The organism is Paracoccus sp. 228 (assembly GCF_000967825.1).
Taxonomy (GTDB): domain Bacteria; phylum Pseudomonadota; class Alphaproteobacteria; order Rhodobacterales; family Rhodobacteraceae; genus Paracoccus; species Paracoccus marcusii.
The window spans coordinates 477,499-492,628 of record NZ_JYGY01000003.1; the positions used below are offsets into that span (position 1 = coordinate 477,499).

18 protein-coding genes are annotated in these 15,130 nt (G+C 68.7%); 13 read left to right on the forward strand and 5 right to left on the reverse strand.

Annotated elements, in window-relative coordinates; all coding sequences use genetic code 11:
• Positions 1–5 precede the first annotated feature (5 nt).
• From fliP to fliF, 4 genes are read right to left on the reverse strand one after another with little or no spacing between them, the layout of a single operon-like run.
• A complete protein-coding gene (gene fliP / locus SY26_RS11930) occupies positions 6–713 on the reverse strand; it encodes a flagellar type III secretion system pore protein FliP (protein WP_046000869.1) in 708 nt (235 codons plus the stop codon).
• Entirely contained in the window at positions 713–970 is a 258-nt protein-coding gene (locus SY26_RS11935; RefSeq protein WP_042245210.1) for a FliM/FliN family flagellar motor C-terminal domain-containing protein, read from the reverse strand. Before SY26_RS11935 ends, fliP begins: the two co-directional genes overlap by 1 nt.
• Complete coding sequence (locus tag SY26_RS11940; protein ID WP_046000672.1) at positions 958–1,530, reverse strand: hypothetical protein; 573 nt, start codon at positions 1,528–1,530, stop codon at positions 958–960. Before SY26_RS11940 ends, SY26_RS11935 begins: the two co-directional genes overlap by 13 nt.
• Positions 1,527–3,104 carry a flagellar basal-body MS-ring/collar protein FliF gene (gene fliF / locus SY26_RS11945; RefSeq protein WP_046000673.1) on the reverse strand — a complete coding sequence of 526 codons (1,578 nt, stop codon included), beginning with the start codon at positions 3,102–3,104 and terminating at the stop codon, positions 1,527–1,529. Before fliF ends, SY26_RS11940 begins: the two co-directional genes overlap by 4 nt.
• 117 nt (positions 3,105–3,221) lie before the next feature.
• Between fliF and fliL the strand changes: the two genes are divergently transcribed.
• The 13 genes from fliL to SY26_RS12010 all read left to right on the forward strand — a co-directional run bounded on the left by fliL (position 3,222) and on the right by SY26_RS12010 (position 14,155).
• Positions 3,222–3,698 (forward strand): flagellar basal body-associated protein FliL, encoded by a 477-nt coding sequence (gene fliL, locus SY26_RS11950; RefSeq protein WP_046000674.1) that lies wholly within the window; start codon positions 3,222–3,224, stop codon positions 3,696–3,698.
• Entirely contained in the window at positions 3,695–4,045 is a 351-nt protein-coding gene (locus SY26_RS11955) for a hypothetical protein (RefSeq protein ID WP_046000675.1), read from the forward strand. The genes fliL and SY26_RS11955 overlap by 4 nt, the downstream gene beginning before the upstream one ends.
• The gene (locus SY26_RS11960; RefSeq protein WP_052715256.1) at positions 4,038–4,580 is read left to right on the forward strand and encodes a MotE family protein; all 543 of its coding nucleotides are present in this window, start codon (positions 4,038–4,040) and stop codon (positions 4,578–4,580) included. Before SY26_RS11955 ends, SY26_RS11960 begins: the two co-directional genes overlap by 8 nt.
• A gap of 11 nt (positions 4,581–4,591) precedes the next feature.
• Entirely contained in the window at positions 4,592–5,458 is an 867-nt protein-coding gene (gene motA, locus SY26_RS11965) for a flagellar motor stator protein MotA (protein WP_045982799.1), read from the forward strand.
• Positions 5,458–5,733: a hypothetical protein gene (locus SY26_RS11970; RefSeq protein ID WP_052714842.1), complete on the forward strand. Its 276-nt coding sequence runs from the start codon at positions 5,458–5,460 to the stop codon at positions 5,731–5,733. The genes motA and SY26_RS11970 overlap by 1 nt, the downstream gene beginning before the upstream one ends.
• The gene (locus SY26_RS11975) at positions 5,730–7,829 is read left to right on the forward strand and encodes a flagellar biosynthesis protein FlhA (RefSeq protein WP_046000676.1); all 2,100 of its coding nucleotides are present in this window, start codon (positions 5,730–5,732) and stop codon (positions 7,827–7,829) included. The genes SY26_RS11970 and SY26_RS11975 overlap by 4 nt, the downstream gene beginning before the upstream one ends.
• Positions 7,826–8,584 (forward strand): flagellar biosynthetic protein FliR, encoded by a 759-nt coding sequence (locus SY26_RS11980; protein WP_046000677.1) that lies wholly within the window; start codon positions 7,826–7,828, stop codon positions 8,582–8,584. The genes SY26_RS11975 and SY26_RS11980 overlap by 4 nt, the downstream gene beginning before the upstream one ends.
• Before the next feature lie 10 nt (positions 8,585–8,594).
• Positions 8,595–9,656 (forward strand): flagellar type III secretion system protein FlhB, encoded by a 1,062-nt coding sequence (gene flhB, locus SY26_RS11985; RefSeq protein WP_046000678.1) that lies wholly within the window; start codon positions 8,595–8,597, stop codon positions 9,654–9,656.
• On the forward strand, positions 9,650–10,021 hold the full coding sequence (locus SY26_RS11990) for a hypothetical protein (protein ID WP_045982803.1): 372 nt from the start codon (positions 9,650–9,652) through the stop codon (positions 10,019–10,021). The genes flhB and SY26_RS11990 overlap by 7 nt, the downstream gene beginning before the upstream one ends.
• A 68-nt stretch (positions 10,022–10,089) precedes the next feature.
• Positions 10,090–11,133 carry a biotin synthase BioB gene (bioB, locus tag SY26_RS11995; protein ID WP_046000679.1) on the forward strand — a complete coding sequence of 348 codons (1,044 nt, stop codon included), beginning with the start codon at positions 10,090–10,092 and terminating at the stop codon, positions 11,131–11,133.
• Positions 11,134–11,148: 15 nt separating this feature from the next.
• A complete protein-coding gene (locus tag SY26_RS21145) occupies positions 11,149–12,282 on the forward strand; it encodes an 8-amino-7-oxononanoate synthase (protein ID WP_046000680.1) in 1,134 nt (377 codons plus the stop codon).
• Entirely contained in the window at positions 12,279–12,929 is a 651-nt protein-coding gene (bioD, locus tag SY26_RS21150) for an ATP-dependent dethiobiotin synthetase BioD (protein ID WP_232303331.1), read from the forward strand. The genes SY26_RS21145 and bioD overlap by 4 nt, the downstream gene beginning before the upstream one ends.
• A complete protein-coding gene (locus SY26_RS12010) occupies positions 12,926–14,155 on the forward strand; it encodes an adenosylmethionine--8-amino-7-oxononanoate transaminase (RefSeq protein ID WP_046000682.1) in 1,230 nt (409 codons plus the stop codon). The genes bioD and SY26_RS12010 overlap by 4 nt, the downstream gene beginning before the upstream one ends.
• On the opposite strand, the gene SY26_RS12015 is transcribed toward SY26_RS12010, so the two are convergent.
• The gene (locus SY26_RS12015; protein ID WP_046000683.1) at positions 14,141–15,127 is read right to left on the reverse strand and encodes an endonuclease/exonuclease/phosphatase family protein; all 987 of its coding nucleotides are present in this window, start codon (positions 15,125–15,127) and stop codon (positions 14,141–14,143) included. The two genes, SY26_RS12010 and SY26_RS12015, sit on opposite strands and share 15 nt — an antisense overlap.
• Positions 15,128–15,130: the final 3 nt, after the last annotated feature.

The following is a 15,130-nucleotide window of genomic DNA, read 5'->3' on the forward strand; positions in this document are numbered from 1 at the left end:
GGGGGTCAGCCGGGCGCATAGCTGCGCACCAGCGCGCCCGCGATCATTCCCCATCCGTCCACGACCACGAAGAACGCCAGCTTGAAGGGCAGCGACACCACCACCGGGGGCAGCATCATCATGCCCATCGACATCAGCACGGCCGCCACGACCAGGTCGATGATCAGGAAGGGCAGGGCGATCAGGAACCCGATCTCGAATGCGCGCTGGATCTCGGACAGCATGAAGGACGGGATCAGCACCGACAGGCGGTCTGCGGGGCCGGTGCCGGGCGCGATCTCGGCCAGGTTGGCCAAGGTGTCGGGGTCGGTGCGGGCCGCCATGAACCTCTCGAACGGCACGATGCCGCGCTGGAAGGCCTCGGCGATGCCGATCTGACCCTGCTGCAGGGGCAGCCCCGCGACGGTCCAGGCCTCGCGCAGGACCGGGTCCATGATGAACCAGGTCAGAAAGATCGCCAGGCTGACGATCAGCATGTTCGGCGGCGATTGCTGCAGGCCGATCGACTGGCGCAAAATCGACAGGACCGTCACGATGAACGGGAACGCGGTCACCATGATCGCGATGCCCGGTGCCAGCGACAGCGCCGTCAGCACCAGGACCAGCATCACCGCATTGTCGCCCAGCCCGGCGCCAAGGGCGCCGCCCAGGTCCTGCGCCCACAGGGGCGAGGGCAGCAGGGCCGCGACCGCGACAAGGGCCGCGGCGCGGATCACGCCGCCCCCGTCGCGCCCAGGACGCGCACGCACAGCCGGTCTTCGGCCGATCCGTCGCCGGTCAGCTCGCCCCGCGCGATGACCTTGTCGCCCACGCAGATCTCGACCCCGTCCTCGATCGCCTGGTCCAGGACCAGGATGTCGTCGGCGCGCAGCGAGGACAGCTGCGAGACGGTCTGGCGCGTGCGGCCAAGGCGGATGGTCACCTCGACCTGGATGGTGTCGGTGTCGATCAGATGCTTCAGTGCGTCCATGTGCTGTCCTCCTGGGTGATTTCCGCGATCAGGGCGCGGATGTCGCCCGCAATGCTGTCGGGGGTAAAGTCGATGTGGCCGCCTTGCAGCGACACGGTAATCAGGTCCTGCGGGACCGGGGCGATCTCGATGCCCTCAAGGCCGGCCTGGGCCAGGCAGCGGCGGACCATGTCGGCCAGCCGGTCGCTGCAGGCGATGCGCAGGCCCACGGGGGTCGCGCGCTGCGCCAGATGGGTCAGCTCTGCCTGCAGGGCCTCCTCCAGCCGGCGCGACGACAGGGGCGGGGCCATCAGGTCCAGGACCTGATGCAGGATCGGCGCCAGCGCATCGACCGCCTCCTGGCGCATCTGGCGGCGGCGGGTCTCGTCCGCGGCCAGACCGGCGGCGACCTGTTCCAGGCTGGCGCTCAGGGCGCGCAGCTGGTCGTCCTGGGCCTGCGCGCTGGCCTGCGCCACGCCGTCGGCGAAGGCCTGGTCCAGGTCGGCCTGCGTGTAGGTCACCTCGACACGCGCCGCGACCGCGTTCGAGAAGGACTCAAGCTTGAAGAGGGCCAGGCTCAATTCACCTTCTCCTTGTTGTCGATCCATCCCGACAGGATCTTGACGCTTTCGTCATGGCGGTCCTTCATCATCGCCTTCAGGCGGGCGACCGGGTCGGCAGGGGGCAGGGCCAGCTGGTCCAGCCCCGGAAACTCGATCGGCACGATCCGCGGGTTGTCCGGAGAGGGCTCGTCGTCGATCATGCCCGTCAGCCCGCCCATCATCGGGGGCATCGGCGGCAGGCTGTTGTCCAGCATCGGCGCAGGGGCGGGCGCGCGATTGCGCATCATCGGGCGCAGGACCATCACGATCACGGCCAGCGCAAAGACGCCGATCAGCGCGATGCGCGCCAGATCGTTCAGCGCCAGCCGATCAAGGAAGCCCGGCGTGGCCAGGGTGCCATTCTCGCCCAGCGTGGCGAAGGGCAGCGACTTGACGGTGATCTGGTCACCCCGCGCCTCGTCATAGCCAACGGCAGAGGCGACCAGCTCGCGCAGCGTCTGCAGTTCGGCCTCGGACCGGGGGGTCAGGGTGGTCTCTCCGTCGGCGCCGGCCTGCGGGACGCCGTTCACCAGGACGGCGACGGTCAGGCGGCGGGTCGATCCGGGCTGGCGCTGAACCTCGCGCGTGGTGCGGCTGACCTCGAAATTGGACTGGGTACGGTTCTCGGCGCGGCTGCTCTGGCTGGTGTCGCCCGGCTGTTCCGTGGCATCGGGCAGGTTCGAGGCCGCGGTGACTGCGCCCTTTCCGGTCGAGTTGCTCTCGTCCGTCGTCTCCTCGGTCACGGTCGAGATCAGGGCGCGGGCCTCGGGGTCATAACGCTGTTCGGTCAGCAGTTCGGTTTCGGTCAGCAGGTCCAGGTTCAGTTCGACGATGGCGTTTCCGATGCCGACATGGGGCTCCAGGATGCGTTCGACGTTGCGCTTCATCTCGGCCGCGCGGTCGGCTCCTGTCTGGTCCTCGGTCGCGGCGATGATCCCGCGCTGCGAATCGATGACGGTGACGCGGTCGGGTTGCATGCCCGGTACGCCCGACGACACCAGGTATTTCAACGCCGCGGCCTGTTCGCGCGTGATCGTGCCGCCATTGGTCGTCAGGGTGACCGAAGCGCTGCCGTTCTGGTCGCGGCGGTATCCGCGTCCGGTCTCGATCGCCAGGTGGACGCGGGCCGTCTGGACGTTGGGCAGGGCCAGGATGGTGCGCGCCAGCTCTCCCTCCTTCGCGCGCCAATAGGCGGCGTCGAACATCTGCGACGTGGTGCCAAAGCCCGACATGCCGTCCAGCAGCTCGTAGCCGGTGCTGCCGGCGGCGGGCAGGCCTTCGGCGGCCAGATCCATGCGCAGGCGGTCGCGCTGATCGGCTGCGACATAGATCGAGTCGCCCCGCACCTCGTAGGGAACGCCGGCACGTTCGATGCCGGCGATGACCTCGCCGGCCTGGGCGCTGTCCAGCCCGCCATAAATCAGGGCCATGCTGGGGCGGCTGGCCATCCAGCCGAACCCTGCGATCACCAGGAACGTCCCCAGAAAGGCCGCCCCCAGGATCATCCGCTGTCGAGAGCTTCGCTCGTTCCAGTAGTCCTGCAGTTTTTGCAAAACCGTTCCTTTCGAATCATCGCGTCATGGTCGTCTGACCCTGAAATGACATGGGCCACGTTAAGAATTGGTTAGTCGCAACCTGATATTTCGGTCTGGTCAGGACGGAGAATCACGATGACCGACATTGTTGCGGCGGCACCCGAAAAGCCGCGCGGAAAGAAGGGGTTGCTGATCCCGCTGGTGGCGACGCTGGTCCTGGGCGGGGCGGGATTCGCGTCCAGCTATCTGGGCTTCTGGTCGCCCTCCGGCATGTTGTCGGGCCCCGAGGAGCCGGTTCAGTCGACCGAGCACATGAGCGTCGAGTTCATTGACATCCCCACCATCGAGATCGTCATCCCGGGTGGCCGCGCCCGCAGCCTGGTCCTGTCCGCGACGATCGAGACCGACACCACCCACAAGGCCGAGGTGACCCACCTGATGCCGCGCGTGTCGGACGCGTTCACGACCTTCCTCTCGGGCGTCGATCCGGCGGCCTATGACAAGCGCGGCGTCCTCGAGGTGATCCGCGCCGAACTGGTCACTCGCACCCGCTTCGTCCTGGGCGAGGAGCCGGTCAAGGACCTTCTGATCACGGAGTTTCGATTCAAATGACCTTGGAACAACTGATGCAGATCCTGCTGCTGGCGGCCTGTCTGGGGCTTGGTGTCTTCTGCGCCACCCTGGCGCGGCGGCTGCGGCGGATGAACAACCTGGAAAGCGGTCTGGGGGGCGCGATCGCCGTCATGGCCGCCGAGGTCGACCGCCTGGAACGCGCCATCCGGTCGGCCCGCGACGAGGCCACCGCCGCCAGCGAGCGCCTGGCCGAGGAGATCGAGACCGCGCGCCGCGAACGCGCCATCTGGGACCTGCGGCAGCGCATCGGCGCCGCCGCCTCCGAGGCGCCGCAGCCGATGCCTTCGGGTCGCCGCCTGCGCAAGCGCGAGGTGTCCCATGGCTAGGCATCTGCTGCCCGCGCTGACATTGCTGTTCGCGCTGCCGGCCGGCGCGATGATCTGGCAGGGCCAGGACCTGTCGCGGGTGTTTGCCGCCGTGGCCGCGCCCACCGACCTGCTGGACGGCTGCGGCGATGTCCCCGAGGCCGTGGCCCTGGCCGAGGAGCTGCGCGACCGTGCGCTGCGCATCGAGCGTTACATGGAATCCATCGACGCGCGGAAGGCCGAGCTGGCGCAGGCGGAAAGCACGCTGCGCGAACGGCTGGCCGAGCTGCGCACCCAAAAGGGCAGCATCACGGCCCGCCAGGACGGCGCGACCCAGGCCGTGCGCACCGACATCGACCGGCTGATCGCGCTTTATGACCAGATGAAACCTGCCGAGGCCGCCGCCATCCTGACCAACCTGCCCGCCGATTTCGCGGCCGAGATCCTGATGCGCGTCCAGCCCGAGGCCGGCGCCCGCATCATCGCCGCGGTCGAGCCGCGCCAGGCCGCCCTGCTGACCGCCCAGATGGGCGCGCGCAGCGTCCGCAACCCATAAGGAACCCCGCAATGTTCGGTTTCGTCGGAATATTCCTTACGATCGCCATGGTGTTCGGCGGCTACCTGCTGGCCGGCGGCAAGATGGGCGTGATCCTGCATTCGCTGCCCTTCGAGATGATGATGATCATGGGCGCTGCCGTCGGCGCCTATCTGCTGGGCAACGACAGCCATACGCTGAAGGCCACCCTGGGCGGGCTGATCCGCGCCTTCAAAGGCCCGAAATGGAACGCCCAAGATCATCAGGACGTGCTGTGCCTGATGTTCCAGCTGCTCAAGATCGCCAAGGAGAACCCCGTCGCGCTGGAACAGCACATCGAGAATCCCGGCGAATCACCGATCTTCACCGCCTATCCCAAGCTGGCGGCGGATCATCATGTCGTCTCGCTGATCGCCGATACGCTGCGTTCGGCCAGCCTGAACTATGACGATCCCTACCAGGTCGAGGACATGCTGTCCCGCCGCATCGCCGTCCTCAAGGAGGAGGAGATGCACGTCCCCCACGCCCTGCAGAACATGGCCGACGCGCTGCCCGCCCTGGGGATCGTCGCGGCGGTTCTGGGCGTGATCAAGACCATGTCCTCGATCGATCAGCCGCCTTCGGTTCTGGGCAAGATGATTGGCGGGGCGCTGGTCGGTACCTTCTTGGGGGTGTTTCTGTCCTATGGCTTCGTGGCGCCGCTGGCCAACCGGCTTGGCGCGGTCGTCAAGCAGGACCTGGGCTTTTACGAGGTCGTCAAGTCGGTCCTGGTCGCAGGCCTGCACCAGCACGCCACCACCCTGTGCGTCGAGGTCGGCCGCCAGACCGTGCCCGAACATGTGCGCCCCAGCTTCGACACGCTGGAAGGTGCCCTGAGAGAGCTGAAGAAGGCGGCGTGATGACCCGGATCGGCCTGCCGCTTCTGATCGCCTGCCTGGCCGCTGGTCCGGTCGCCGCCGCCGGGCTGGACGGCTTTCGCCGCACCGCCGACGAATGGCTGCTGACCGGACAGGGGCTGCCGCGCGATTATCGCGTGACGCTGCTGCAGATGGACAGTGCCGATCGGCTGCAGGCGATCGCCTATCTGCGCCGCATCGGATTGTTGACGGAACGTCCCTGGTCGCTTGACGACCTCCTGCGCCCCGCGGCCACCAGAACGGAGCCCCGCGAATGACCCCCATTGCCGCCCTCTCGGGCAAGTCCACCAAGATCCTGGACGCGCCCCTGCTTGTCACGGGCGGCCTTGTGCTGGTCGTCATCTCGATGGTGATCCCGCTGCCGGCCGGCGTGCTGGATTTCGGCATCGCCATCTCTATCGCCACCGCCGTGATGGTGCTGGTCATGGCCTCGCTGGTCGAGAAGCCCACCGACTTTCAGGCCTTCCCGGTCCTGCTGCTGGTCAGCCTGGTGATCCGGCTGTCGCTGAACGTATCGTCGACCCGGCTGATCCTGACCGAAGGGCAGAACGGCAAGGAGGCGGCGGGTTCGGTCATCAACGGCTTTGCCGAATTCGTGGCAGGGGGGTCGATCCTGGTCGGGATCACGATCTTTGCGGTGATCTCTGTGGTGAACTTCATGGTCATCACCAAGGGCTCGGGCCGCATGGCCGAGGTCGCCGCCCGCTTTGCGCTGGATTCGCTGCCCGGCAAGCAGTTGGCCATCGACGGCGATCTGAACGCCGGTGCCATCGACCACCAGGAGGCCAAGCGCCGCCGCATCCAGGAACAGCGCGAGATCAGCTTTTTCGGGTCGCTGGACGGCGCGTCGAAGTTCGTCAAGGGCGACGCGGTGGCGGGGATCGTCATCACGCTGATCAACCTGTGCATCGGTCTGGTCGTGGGCATCACGATCCACGGAATGCCCCTGGGAGAGGCGGCGGCGACCTATTCCCACCTGACGGTCGGGGACGGGCTGGTCAGCCAGATCCCGGCGCTGATCACCTCGATGGCGGCGGCGCTGCTGCTGTCGCGGGGCGGGGCCACGGAAACCACCGCGGGCCTGATGTCGACCGAGTTCGTGCGCAGCTGGCAGCCGGCGGCGATGGTCGCGGCGGCGATGGTGGTGATCTCCCTCGTGCCGGGCATGCCGAAGCCGCTGTTTCTGGGGATTGCGGCGGGGATGGGCTTCATGGCCTGGCGCATCGCGCAGAAACGCCGCATCGCGGACGAGGCGCTGCCCGACCTGCCCCTGGGCGACAGCGCGATCAAGCCCGCTGCCCGCATCGGGGATGTCCTGGACACCGACGACATCAGCGTCGAGATCGGGTCGGACCTGATCGTGACCGCGTTGGACCAGGCGCGGGGCCTGGGCAGCCGCATCAGCAACCTGCGCATCCACATCGCCCGCAGCTTCGGCCTGATCCTGCCGGATGTGCGCATCACCGACACCGACGATCTGCCGCCCGGCGATTATCAGATCCGCATCCACGGCGTCATCCGAGGCCGCGGCACCCTGCGCCCGGCCGAGATCCTGGCGCTTGGCCCTGATGCCGTGCTGGCCGATCTGCGCGGCGTGGCCGTCCGCGAGCCGGTCTATTCCAGCCCGGCCCGCTGGATCCATCCGACGGACCAGGAGGACGCGGCGACCATGGGCGCCACCGTCGTGACCCCGATGGAAGTGCTGTCCACGCATCTGATGGAGGTGGTCAAGGCCAACTTGCCCGCACTGCTGACCCTAGGCGCGATGCAGCGCCAGATCGAGGAACTGAAGACCCTGTCCGACACGGGCCGCGCCGAACGCTATCGCAAGTATTTCGACGCGATGATGCCGGAAAAGGTGACGCCCGAGACGCTGCTGGCGATCCTGCGCGCCCTGCTGGAGGAGCGGATCTCGATCCGCAACCTGCCGCTGATCGTGGATGCCATCTGCGAGTTCCGCAATGTGGAATCGGCCGAGACGATCTATGAGCTGGTGCGCAAGCGCCTGCGCGGCCAGATCACCCAGCAATATTCGGACGAGGCCGGTCGCGTCGCAGCCCTGCAGCTGCATCCCGCCTGGGAGGCGGAGTTCGTGCGCGCCGATGCCGAAACCGGACGTGCGGGGGGCGGGGCGATGACCCCCGCCATGTCCAAGAAGCTGGTCGAGGCCACCCGCCGCGCGCTGTCCCTGGCTGAACCCGTCGCCCGCACCGTGCTGGTTGCGCCCGACCACCGGCGCCGCATGGTCCGCGCGGTGCTGGGGGCCAACGGCATGGCGGTCCCGGTCCTGGGTCTGGAGGAGATCGATCCCGCCGCCGAACTGCGCCTGCTGGGCACCGTCGAGGCCGCATGATGTGGGACCAGCTGCAGGCCATCGTTCCGGGGTTGGACTGGGCGCTGGTGCTGGTCTATGTCCGCGTGCAGGCCTGCGTGGTGGCCCTGCCAGGCCTGGGCGAACGCGTGATCTCGGCCCGCGTCAAGGTGGCGATCGCGCTGGCGCTGGCGCCGCTGCTGTCGGGCATCGCGCCCGGCCCGCAGATGCCCGAACAACCCCTGGGCATGATCGCGCAGGTCGGGGTCGAGATGGTTCTGGGCTTTGCCACGGGCATCATGCTGCGGCTGCTGACCATCGCCATAGACATCGCCACCACGGCCATTGCCGCGACCGCGTCACTGTCCCAGATCATGGGCATCCAGAACGAGATGTCGCCCCATCCCATCGGCAACATGCTGCACCTGGCCGGCATGGCGGTCCTGATGGCCATGGGCCTGCCGGTCATGATCGTCGAGCTGATCGCCGACAGCCTGCGTCTCTGGCCGCCCGCGGACCTGCCCCAGGTCGAGGGGCTGGTGATGGCCGTCGTGCGCATGGTGACCGACAGCTTCTGGCTGGCAATGATGCTGGCGGCGCCCTTTACCTTGGGCGGATTCCTGTACCAAGCGCTGTCGGGGGTCATCAACCGGGTGATGCCCGCCCTGCCGGTCGTGTTCATCGGCGCGCCCGCCTCCATCCTGCTGGCGCTGATGGGGCTGGTGATCCTAGCGCCGCTGCTGGTCGGCATCTGGGCCAACGCGGTCATGGGCTTCATGCTGCCGGCACTGCCATGAGGGACCGCGGATGAGCGAGGATACCGATGACAAGCAGTTCGAGGCCACCGACCAGAAGCTGCAGCGTGCGCGCGAAAAGGGCGACATTCCGCGATCGACGGAATTGAACGTCACGATGATGTATCTGGGGGCATTCCTGGCCTTTTCGGTCATGGCAGGCTTTGCGGTGCGCCAATGGATGGCCATGGCCACGCGGGCGCTTGGCGCCGAGGGCTGGTCGGACAGCGGGCCGGCACCGATCGCGCGCGGCCTGGCCGCCTATGCCGCGACAGCCACGATCGGCTTGGCCGCGCTGGTGATGGGGGCGATCCTTCTGGGCCTGATCGCCACGCGGGCGCTGATCTTTTCGCCGCAGAAGCTGGCCTTCGACATCAAGCGCATCAACCCGGTCAAGAACGCCGCGCAGAAGTTCGGAAAGGACGGCCTGGTGACCTTTGCCTTTTCCCTGGGCAAGGCCGGGCTGGTCTGTGCGGGGGGGTGGTTCCTGTTCACATCGCTGCTGGACCGGATCGCCGCCGCGGCGATGGCGGACGGGCAATGGGTTGCGGCACTGGGCTCGATCCTTGGGCAGGTGCTGATGCTGGGGCTGGTCGTCTCGATCGTCTTCACCGTGCCGGACATGCTGTGGAAGTGGTTCGACCACCGCCGCAAGAACCGCATGAGCCGCCAGGAAATGCAGGACGAGTTCAAGGATTCCGAAGGCGACCCGCACATGAAGGGCGCCCGCCGCCAGCGCGCGGTCGACATCGCGATGAAGCAGATGCTGGCCGACGTGCCCACCGCCGACGTCATCATCGTCAACCCGACCCATTATGCCGTCGCCCTGAAATGGTCGCGGGGGTCCGGCCGTGCCCCGGTCTGCGTGGCCAAGGGCACCGACGAAGTCGCCGCCCGCATTCGCGCCAAGGCGACCGAGGCGGGCGTGCCCATCTGGTCCGACCCGCCCTGCGCCCGCGCCATCCACGCCCAGGTCAAGGTGGGCGAGGAGATCGACCGCGCCCATTTCGCCGCCGTTGCCGCCGCGATCCGCTTTGCCGAGAAGATGCGACAGAAGGCCCGTTCCGGATGGTAGACAAGATCAAGCAGCTGCAGCAGCTGGAACGCATCGCGCGGCTGAAGGCCGAGCGTCAGCTCAAGACCTTTGCGGCGTTCAATGCGCACATGACCGTGGCACGCCAGCGCATCGATTCGCTGCAGGCCACGCTGGCGCAAAGCTATGACAGCACCGCCCCCCTGACCCTGCCCGAGGCGCGCATCGCCAACGCCCAAGCCGGGCGTGCCGCACGAGAGCTGCGCCATGCCGACCAGGAGCTGCAGCGGATGCTGCCCCGGTTCCAGATCGCCCGCCAGCAGGCGGCGCGCGAATTCGGCCGGGCCGAGGCGCTGCTGGGCTTGGGACAGGACGAGGCGGAACGCCGCCGCAAGGAGAAATACTGAGCCGTCGGCGGCATTGGACAGGCTGCGACCGGAATGCTAGGCACGGTGCCAAGCCACGGGGAAGAGCCATGCTGCACAGCGATCCGAACACCGACAGCCACCGCAAGATCTGGACTGCCGAGGGCGCGCGCGCCGTCTTTGACCTGCCGCTGATGGATCTGCTGTTTCAGGCGCAGACCGTGCACCGTCAGCATTTCGACCCGAACCGCGTGCAGCTGAGCCGCCTTCTGTCGATCAAGACCGGCGGCTGCCCAGAGGATTGCAGCTATTGCAGCCAGTCGGCCCGCCATGCGTCGGGCCTGTCGGCATCCAAGCTGATGGAGGTCGAGCGCGTGCTGGCCGAGGCGCGCCGTGCCCGCGACGCCGGTGCCACACGCTATTGCATGGGCGCCGCCTGGCGCAGCCCTAAGGCGCGCGACATGCCGCAGATCATCGCCATGGTCGAGGGCGTCAAGGCCCTGGGAATGGAGACCTGCATGACCCTGGGCATGCTGGATGCGGACCAGTCGCGCCAGTTGGCCGATGCCGGGCTGGACTACTACAACCACAACATCGACACGTCCGAGGCGCATTACGGCAACGTCATCACCACCCGCAGCTTTGCCGACCGGCTGGACACGCTGGACACCGTCCGGCAGGCCGGGATCAAGGTCTGCTCGGGCGGCATCCTGGGTCTGGGCGAGGGGCCGCAGGACCGCGTCGACATGCTGGTGACGCTGGCCAACCTGCCTGTCGCGCCGGAAAGCGTGCCGATCAACATGCTGATCCCGGTCGAGGGCACCCCGTTGGCCGACGCCGCCCCGGTGGACCCCATCGATTTCGTGCGCATGATCGCCACCGCGCGCATCATGATGCCGCGCAGCCATGTCCGCCTGTCCGCCGGCCGCACCGCCATGTCGGACGAGATGCAGGCGATGTGCTTCTTTGCCGGGGCCAATTCGATCTTCGTGGGCGACACGCTGCTGACCAAGGACAACCCCGAGGAGGAAAGCGACATGCGCCTGTTCGCCAAGCTGGGCCTTCAGCCCATGCAGGCGCACGAACATCATCCCGACGCAGCGCGCCGGGCCGAATTGCTGGCCGCCGACCCCGCCATTCCGATCCTGCGCTAGGGCCGGGGCCGCGGCTTGGACCGGCTGGCGACCTATCGACGCGACCTGCAGGGTCTGGCGGGCGATGCGCGGTTGCGCAGCCTGGCTGAGCGTCGGGGGATCGACTTTTCGTCGAACGACTATCTGGGCCTTGCGCAAAGCGACCGGATGCGGGCCGCGGTCGTGCGGGCGCTGGATGCGGGCGTTCCAGTGGGCGCGGCGGGGTCGCGCCTGCTGCGGGGCAACACCGACCGGCAGGCCGGGTTCGAGGATGCCGCCGCGCGGTTCTTCGGCGCCGAGGCGGCCCTGGGCTTTGGTGGGGGCTATGTCGCGAACTTCGCGGTCATCACCACCCTGCCGCAGCGGGGGGACCTGCTGCTGATGGATGCGCTGGCCCATGCCAGCACGCATGAGGGGGCGCGGGCCGGGCGCGCCGAGGTCGCCAGCTTTCGCCACGGCGATGTCGGCCACGCCGAGGATGTGATCACCGCATGGCGCCGCGCGGGCAACACGGGGGCGGTCTGGATCGCGGTCGAGAGCCTTTACAGCATGGACGGGGACCAAGCACCGCTGGACGACCTGATGCGGCTGGCGGACGCGCACGGCTTTCTGCTGATCGACGAGGCGCATGCGACGGGCGTCTTCGGTCCCCGGGGGCGGGGACTGGCCCACCACCTGGAAGGGCGCGACAACGTCGTGACGCTGCATACGCTTGGCAAGGCCTTGGGCGGGTCCGGTGCGCTGATCTGCGGGGCGCGGGTGCTGATCGATTTCCTGGTGAACCGCTGCCGGCCCTTCATCTTTGCCACCGCGCCGTCGCCGCTGATGGCGGCCGCGGGGCTGGAGGCGCTGGCGATGCTGCAGGACGAACCGTGGCGTCAGGCGACCCTGGCGGGCCATGTCGTGGCGTTCCACGACCAGATGGCGCGCCGCCTGCCGCAGGTTCCGCTGAGCGGCAGCCAGATCGTGCCGCTGATCGTCGGACCCAATGCCGAAACCATGGCGCTGGCCGCACAGGTGCAGGCGCGCGGGTTCGACGCGCGCGGCATCCGCCCTCCGACTGTGCCCGAGGGCACGTCGCGGCTGCGGGTGTCGCTGACGCTGAACGCCACGCGCGCGGATGTGCTGCGGCTGGCCGAGACGCTGGAGGACCTGTGGCCCGATTTGTGATCACAAGCACCGGCACCGATGTCGGCAAGACGGTCTTCGCGGCCGGGCTGTGCGGGCTGATCGGGGCAGAGTACTGGAAGCCGGTGCAGTCGGGGCTGGCCGGGAACGTCGAAAACGACGCCATTTCCGCCGACCGCGGGAATGCCGCCCAACCCGGCACCGACCGCGCCGAGGTCGAGCGGCTGTCCGGCGCCCGGACCCACCCCGAGGCCGCGCTGCTGCCCCAGCCCCTGTCGCCGCACCGGGCGGCGGAGCTGGCGGGCGTCACGCTGGACCCGGCGGGCTGGACCCCGCCCGATGCCGCGCGGCTGGTGATCGAGGGGGCGGGCGGCGCGCTGGTGCCCGTCACGCGGCACGTGCTGTTCGCGGACCTGTTCGCGCGCTGGCAAGTGCCGGTGATCGTCGTCTGTGCCACGGGGCTGGGCACGATCAGCCACAGCCTGACCGCGCTGGAGAGCCTGCGCGCGCGGGGCGTGCCGGTGCATGGCGTGGCCTTCGTCGGACCTGCGAATGACGACAACATGGCGACCATCGGCGATCTGGGTCGGGTCAGGGTGCTGGGACGCCTGCCTTTGCTGGACCAGCTGGACAGGGACAGCCTGACCGCCGCGATGCGGGCCGCGTTTAGCGCAGGGGATTTCACATGAGCGCCGTCTGGCATCCGTTCTTTCAGCATGGCACCGAACCGGCCCCGCCCCGGGCGGTCGGCGCCCAGGGCGCGCATATCCTGACCGATCGCGGCCCGCTGCTGGACGGGATCAGCAGTTGGTGGGTGGTCACGCATGGCCACAATCAGCCCCAGATCGTGGAGGCCATCCGCGAGACCGCCGGGCGGCTGGATCAGGTGATCTTTGCCGGGCTGACCCATGACCCGGCGGAGGAGCTGGCCGAGGCGCTGGTGGCGATGACGCCCGCGGGGCTGGACCACGTGTTCTACAGCGACAGCGGATCGACCGCGGTCGAGGTCGCGTTGAAGATGGCCCTGGGCTATTGGCGCCACGAGGGCGACGGCCGCCACCGCATCGCGGTGATCGAGGACAGCTATCACGGCGACACCATCGGCACGATGAGCGTCGGAGAGCGGGGGGTCTTCAACGCCGCCTATGACCCGCTGATGTTCGGGGTGGACCGGTTGCCCTTTCCCGAGGACGATGGCACCGCGACGCTGGCGGCGTTCGAGGCGCTGGCGGCCAGCGGGCGGATGGCGGCGATCATTCTGGAGCCGCTGGTGCTGGGCGCGGGGGGGATGCGGATGTACGCCCCCGCGGCTCTGGCCGGGCTGCGGGCGATCTGCGACCGCCACGACGTGCTGATGATCGCCGACGAGGTGATGACCGGATGGGGCCGCACCGGGCAGTTGTGGGCCTGCGATCATGCGGGCGTCGCGCCCGATATCCTGTGCACGTCCAAGGGGTTGACCGGGGGCGTGGTGCCGCTGGCGGCGACGCTGGCCAGCGGGCGGATCTTCGAGGCGCATCGGTCCAAGGACCGGCGGCGGACCTTCTATCACTCCAGCAGCTATACCGCGAACCCGATCGCCTGCGCGGCGGCGCTGGCGCAGGTGCGGCTGTGGCAGGCCCGCCCGATGCAGGCGAGGCTGGACGCGCTGACCGCCATGCAGGCCGAACGGCTGGCGCGGCTGGACGGGCGGTTCACCAACATCCGCCAATGCGGCACCATCGCCGCCGCCGACCTGGTCGTGCCACAGGGCGGCTATCTGTCCGAGGTCGGGCCGCGGATGCGGGCGCATTGCATGGATCGCGGCGTGCTGCTGCGTCCCTTGGGGAACACGGTCTATGTGCTGCCGCCCTATTGCGTGACGCGGGGCGACCTGGATGCGGCCTGGGAGGCCGTTACCTCATTTGAGGTCTAGGTCGACCCAGACCAGCCTGCGATGCGAGGCCAGCGCCACGGCCTCTGCCAGCGGATCGTCGGGCGCGGGCCAGACGACACCCGACGCCAGCACCGACAGCCCCTTCGCAGGCAGGACGTAGTCCAGTCGCAGGTTGCCCGGCGCGCGGTCGTATTCCGCCGTATCCAGCGCCGGGTCGCCCCGCTGGCCGGCATTCGGTCCGGTCTGCGGAGGTTGCCATGCGCCGCGCGGCCGGGGGTCCTGGGTAACGGCGGCCAGTGCGGCCAACGTGGCCGGATCGCCGTCGCCGTCCTGCGGATCGACGTTCAGGTTGCCCAGGATCGCAAAGGGCGCGTCGGGAAGGTGGGTCAGCCAGAAGGTGACCTCGTCATGGTTGCGGGCGGGATTGCGATCCTCGAAGGCGGGGGGTGTCGCGGCCAGTGCCAGCAGGTGCAGCGGCCCCGCAGGCGTGTCCAGCGCCACGTCCCAATGCGCCGTGCTGGACAGGCGCTGGATGTCGGCATGGGGGCTTTCGGGCATCCGGTTGCCCGGCAGGTCGCGCCACAGCGTCGCGCTGTGATCGGCGACGCCCGCGATGGGCAGGCGCGACAGCACCGCCAGCCCCGCCTGTCCGGTGAAGGCGCCATAGCCCTGCGCATCGCGGGGCTGGCCCGCGCGCCCGTCGCCATCCAGGTCAACGCCCGTGGCCATGCCGCGGTTGGATTGCGTCGCATGATGATGCGGCATCGCATGACCCTGTTCGGCCAGCAGGCCCGCGAATGCGGTCAGCGCGCGGTTGTCCAGGTCCCAGTCCAGCCCGGTCAGCAGGATCGCATCGGGCGCGGCATGGGCGATCACCTGCGCCGCGGCCAGCACCTGCGGATCGCGGGCCATGATGTCGCGCAACAAAAGACCCGGCCCGTCGCGCGACAGGCCGGGGTCCCAGGTGGCGATGCGCAGCGGATCGGCCGCCGCCGGGCTCGCCAGCAGCATGGC

Bases quoted from the DNA above. Each gene is read 5' to 3' on its own strand.
- SY26_RS11980 (WP_046000677.1), top strand. From the start codon at position 7,826: ATGATGTGGGACCAGCTGCAGGCCATCGTTCCGGGGTTGGACTGGGCG.
- SY26_RS12010 (WP_046000682.1), top strand. From the start codon at position 12,926: ATGAGCGCCGTCTGGCATCCGTTCTTTCAGCATGGCACCGAACCGGCC.
- fliL (WP_046000674.1), top strand. From the start codon at position 3,222: ATGACCGACATTGTTGCGGCGGCACCCGAAAAGCCGCGCGGAAAGAAG.
- SY26_RS11955 (WP_046000675.1), top strand. From the start codon at position 3,695: ATGACCTTGGAACAACTGATGCAGATCCTGCTGCTGGCGGCCTGTCTG.
- motA (WP_045982799.1), top strand. From the start codon at position 4,592: ATGTTCGGTTTCGTCGGAATATTCCTTACGATCGCCATGGTGTTCGGC.
- SY26_RS11970 (WP_052714842.1), top strand. From the start codon at position 5,458: ATGACCCGGATCGGCCTGCCGCTTCTGATCGCCTGCCTGGCCGCTGGT.
- SY26_RS11935 (WP_042245210.1), bottom strand. From the start codon at position 970: ATGGACGCACTGAAGCATCTGATCGACACCGACACCATCCAGGTCGAG.
- bioB (WP_046000679.1), top strand. From the start codon at position 10,090: ATGCTGCACAGCGATCCGAACACCGACAGCCACCGCAAGATCTGGACT.
- SY26_RS11990 (WP_045982803.1), top strand. From the start codon at position 9,650: ATGGTAGACAAGATCAAGCAGCTGCAGCAGCTGGAACGCATCGCGCGG.
- flhB (WP_046000678.1), top strand. From the start codon at position 8,595: ATGAGCGAGGATACCGATGACAAGCAGTTCGAGGCCACCGACCAGAAG.
- SY26_RS11960 (WP_052715256.1), top strand. From the start codon at position 4,038: ATGGCTAGGCATCTGCTGCCCGCGCTGACATTGCTGTTCGCGCTGCCG.
- SY26_RS12015 (WP_046000683.1), bottom strand. From the start codon at position 15,127: ATGCTGCTGGCGAGCCCGGCGGCGGCCGATCCGCTGCGCATCGCCACC.
- SY26_RS11975 (WP_046000676.1), top strand. From the start codon at position 5,730: ATGACCCCCATTGCCGCCCTCTCGGGCAAGTCCACCAAGATCCTGGAC.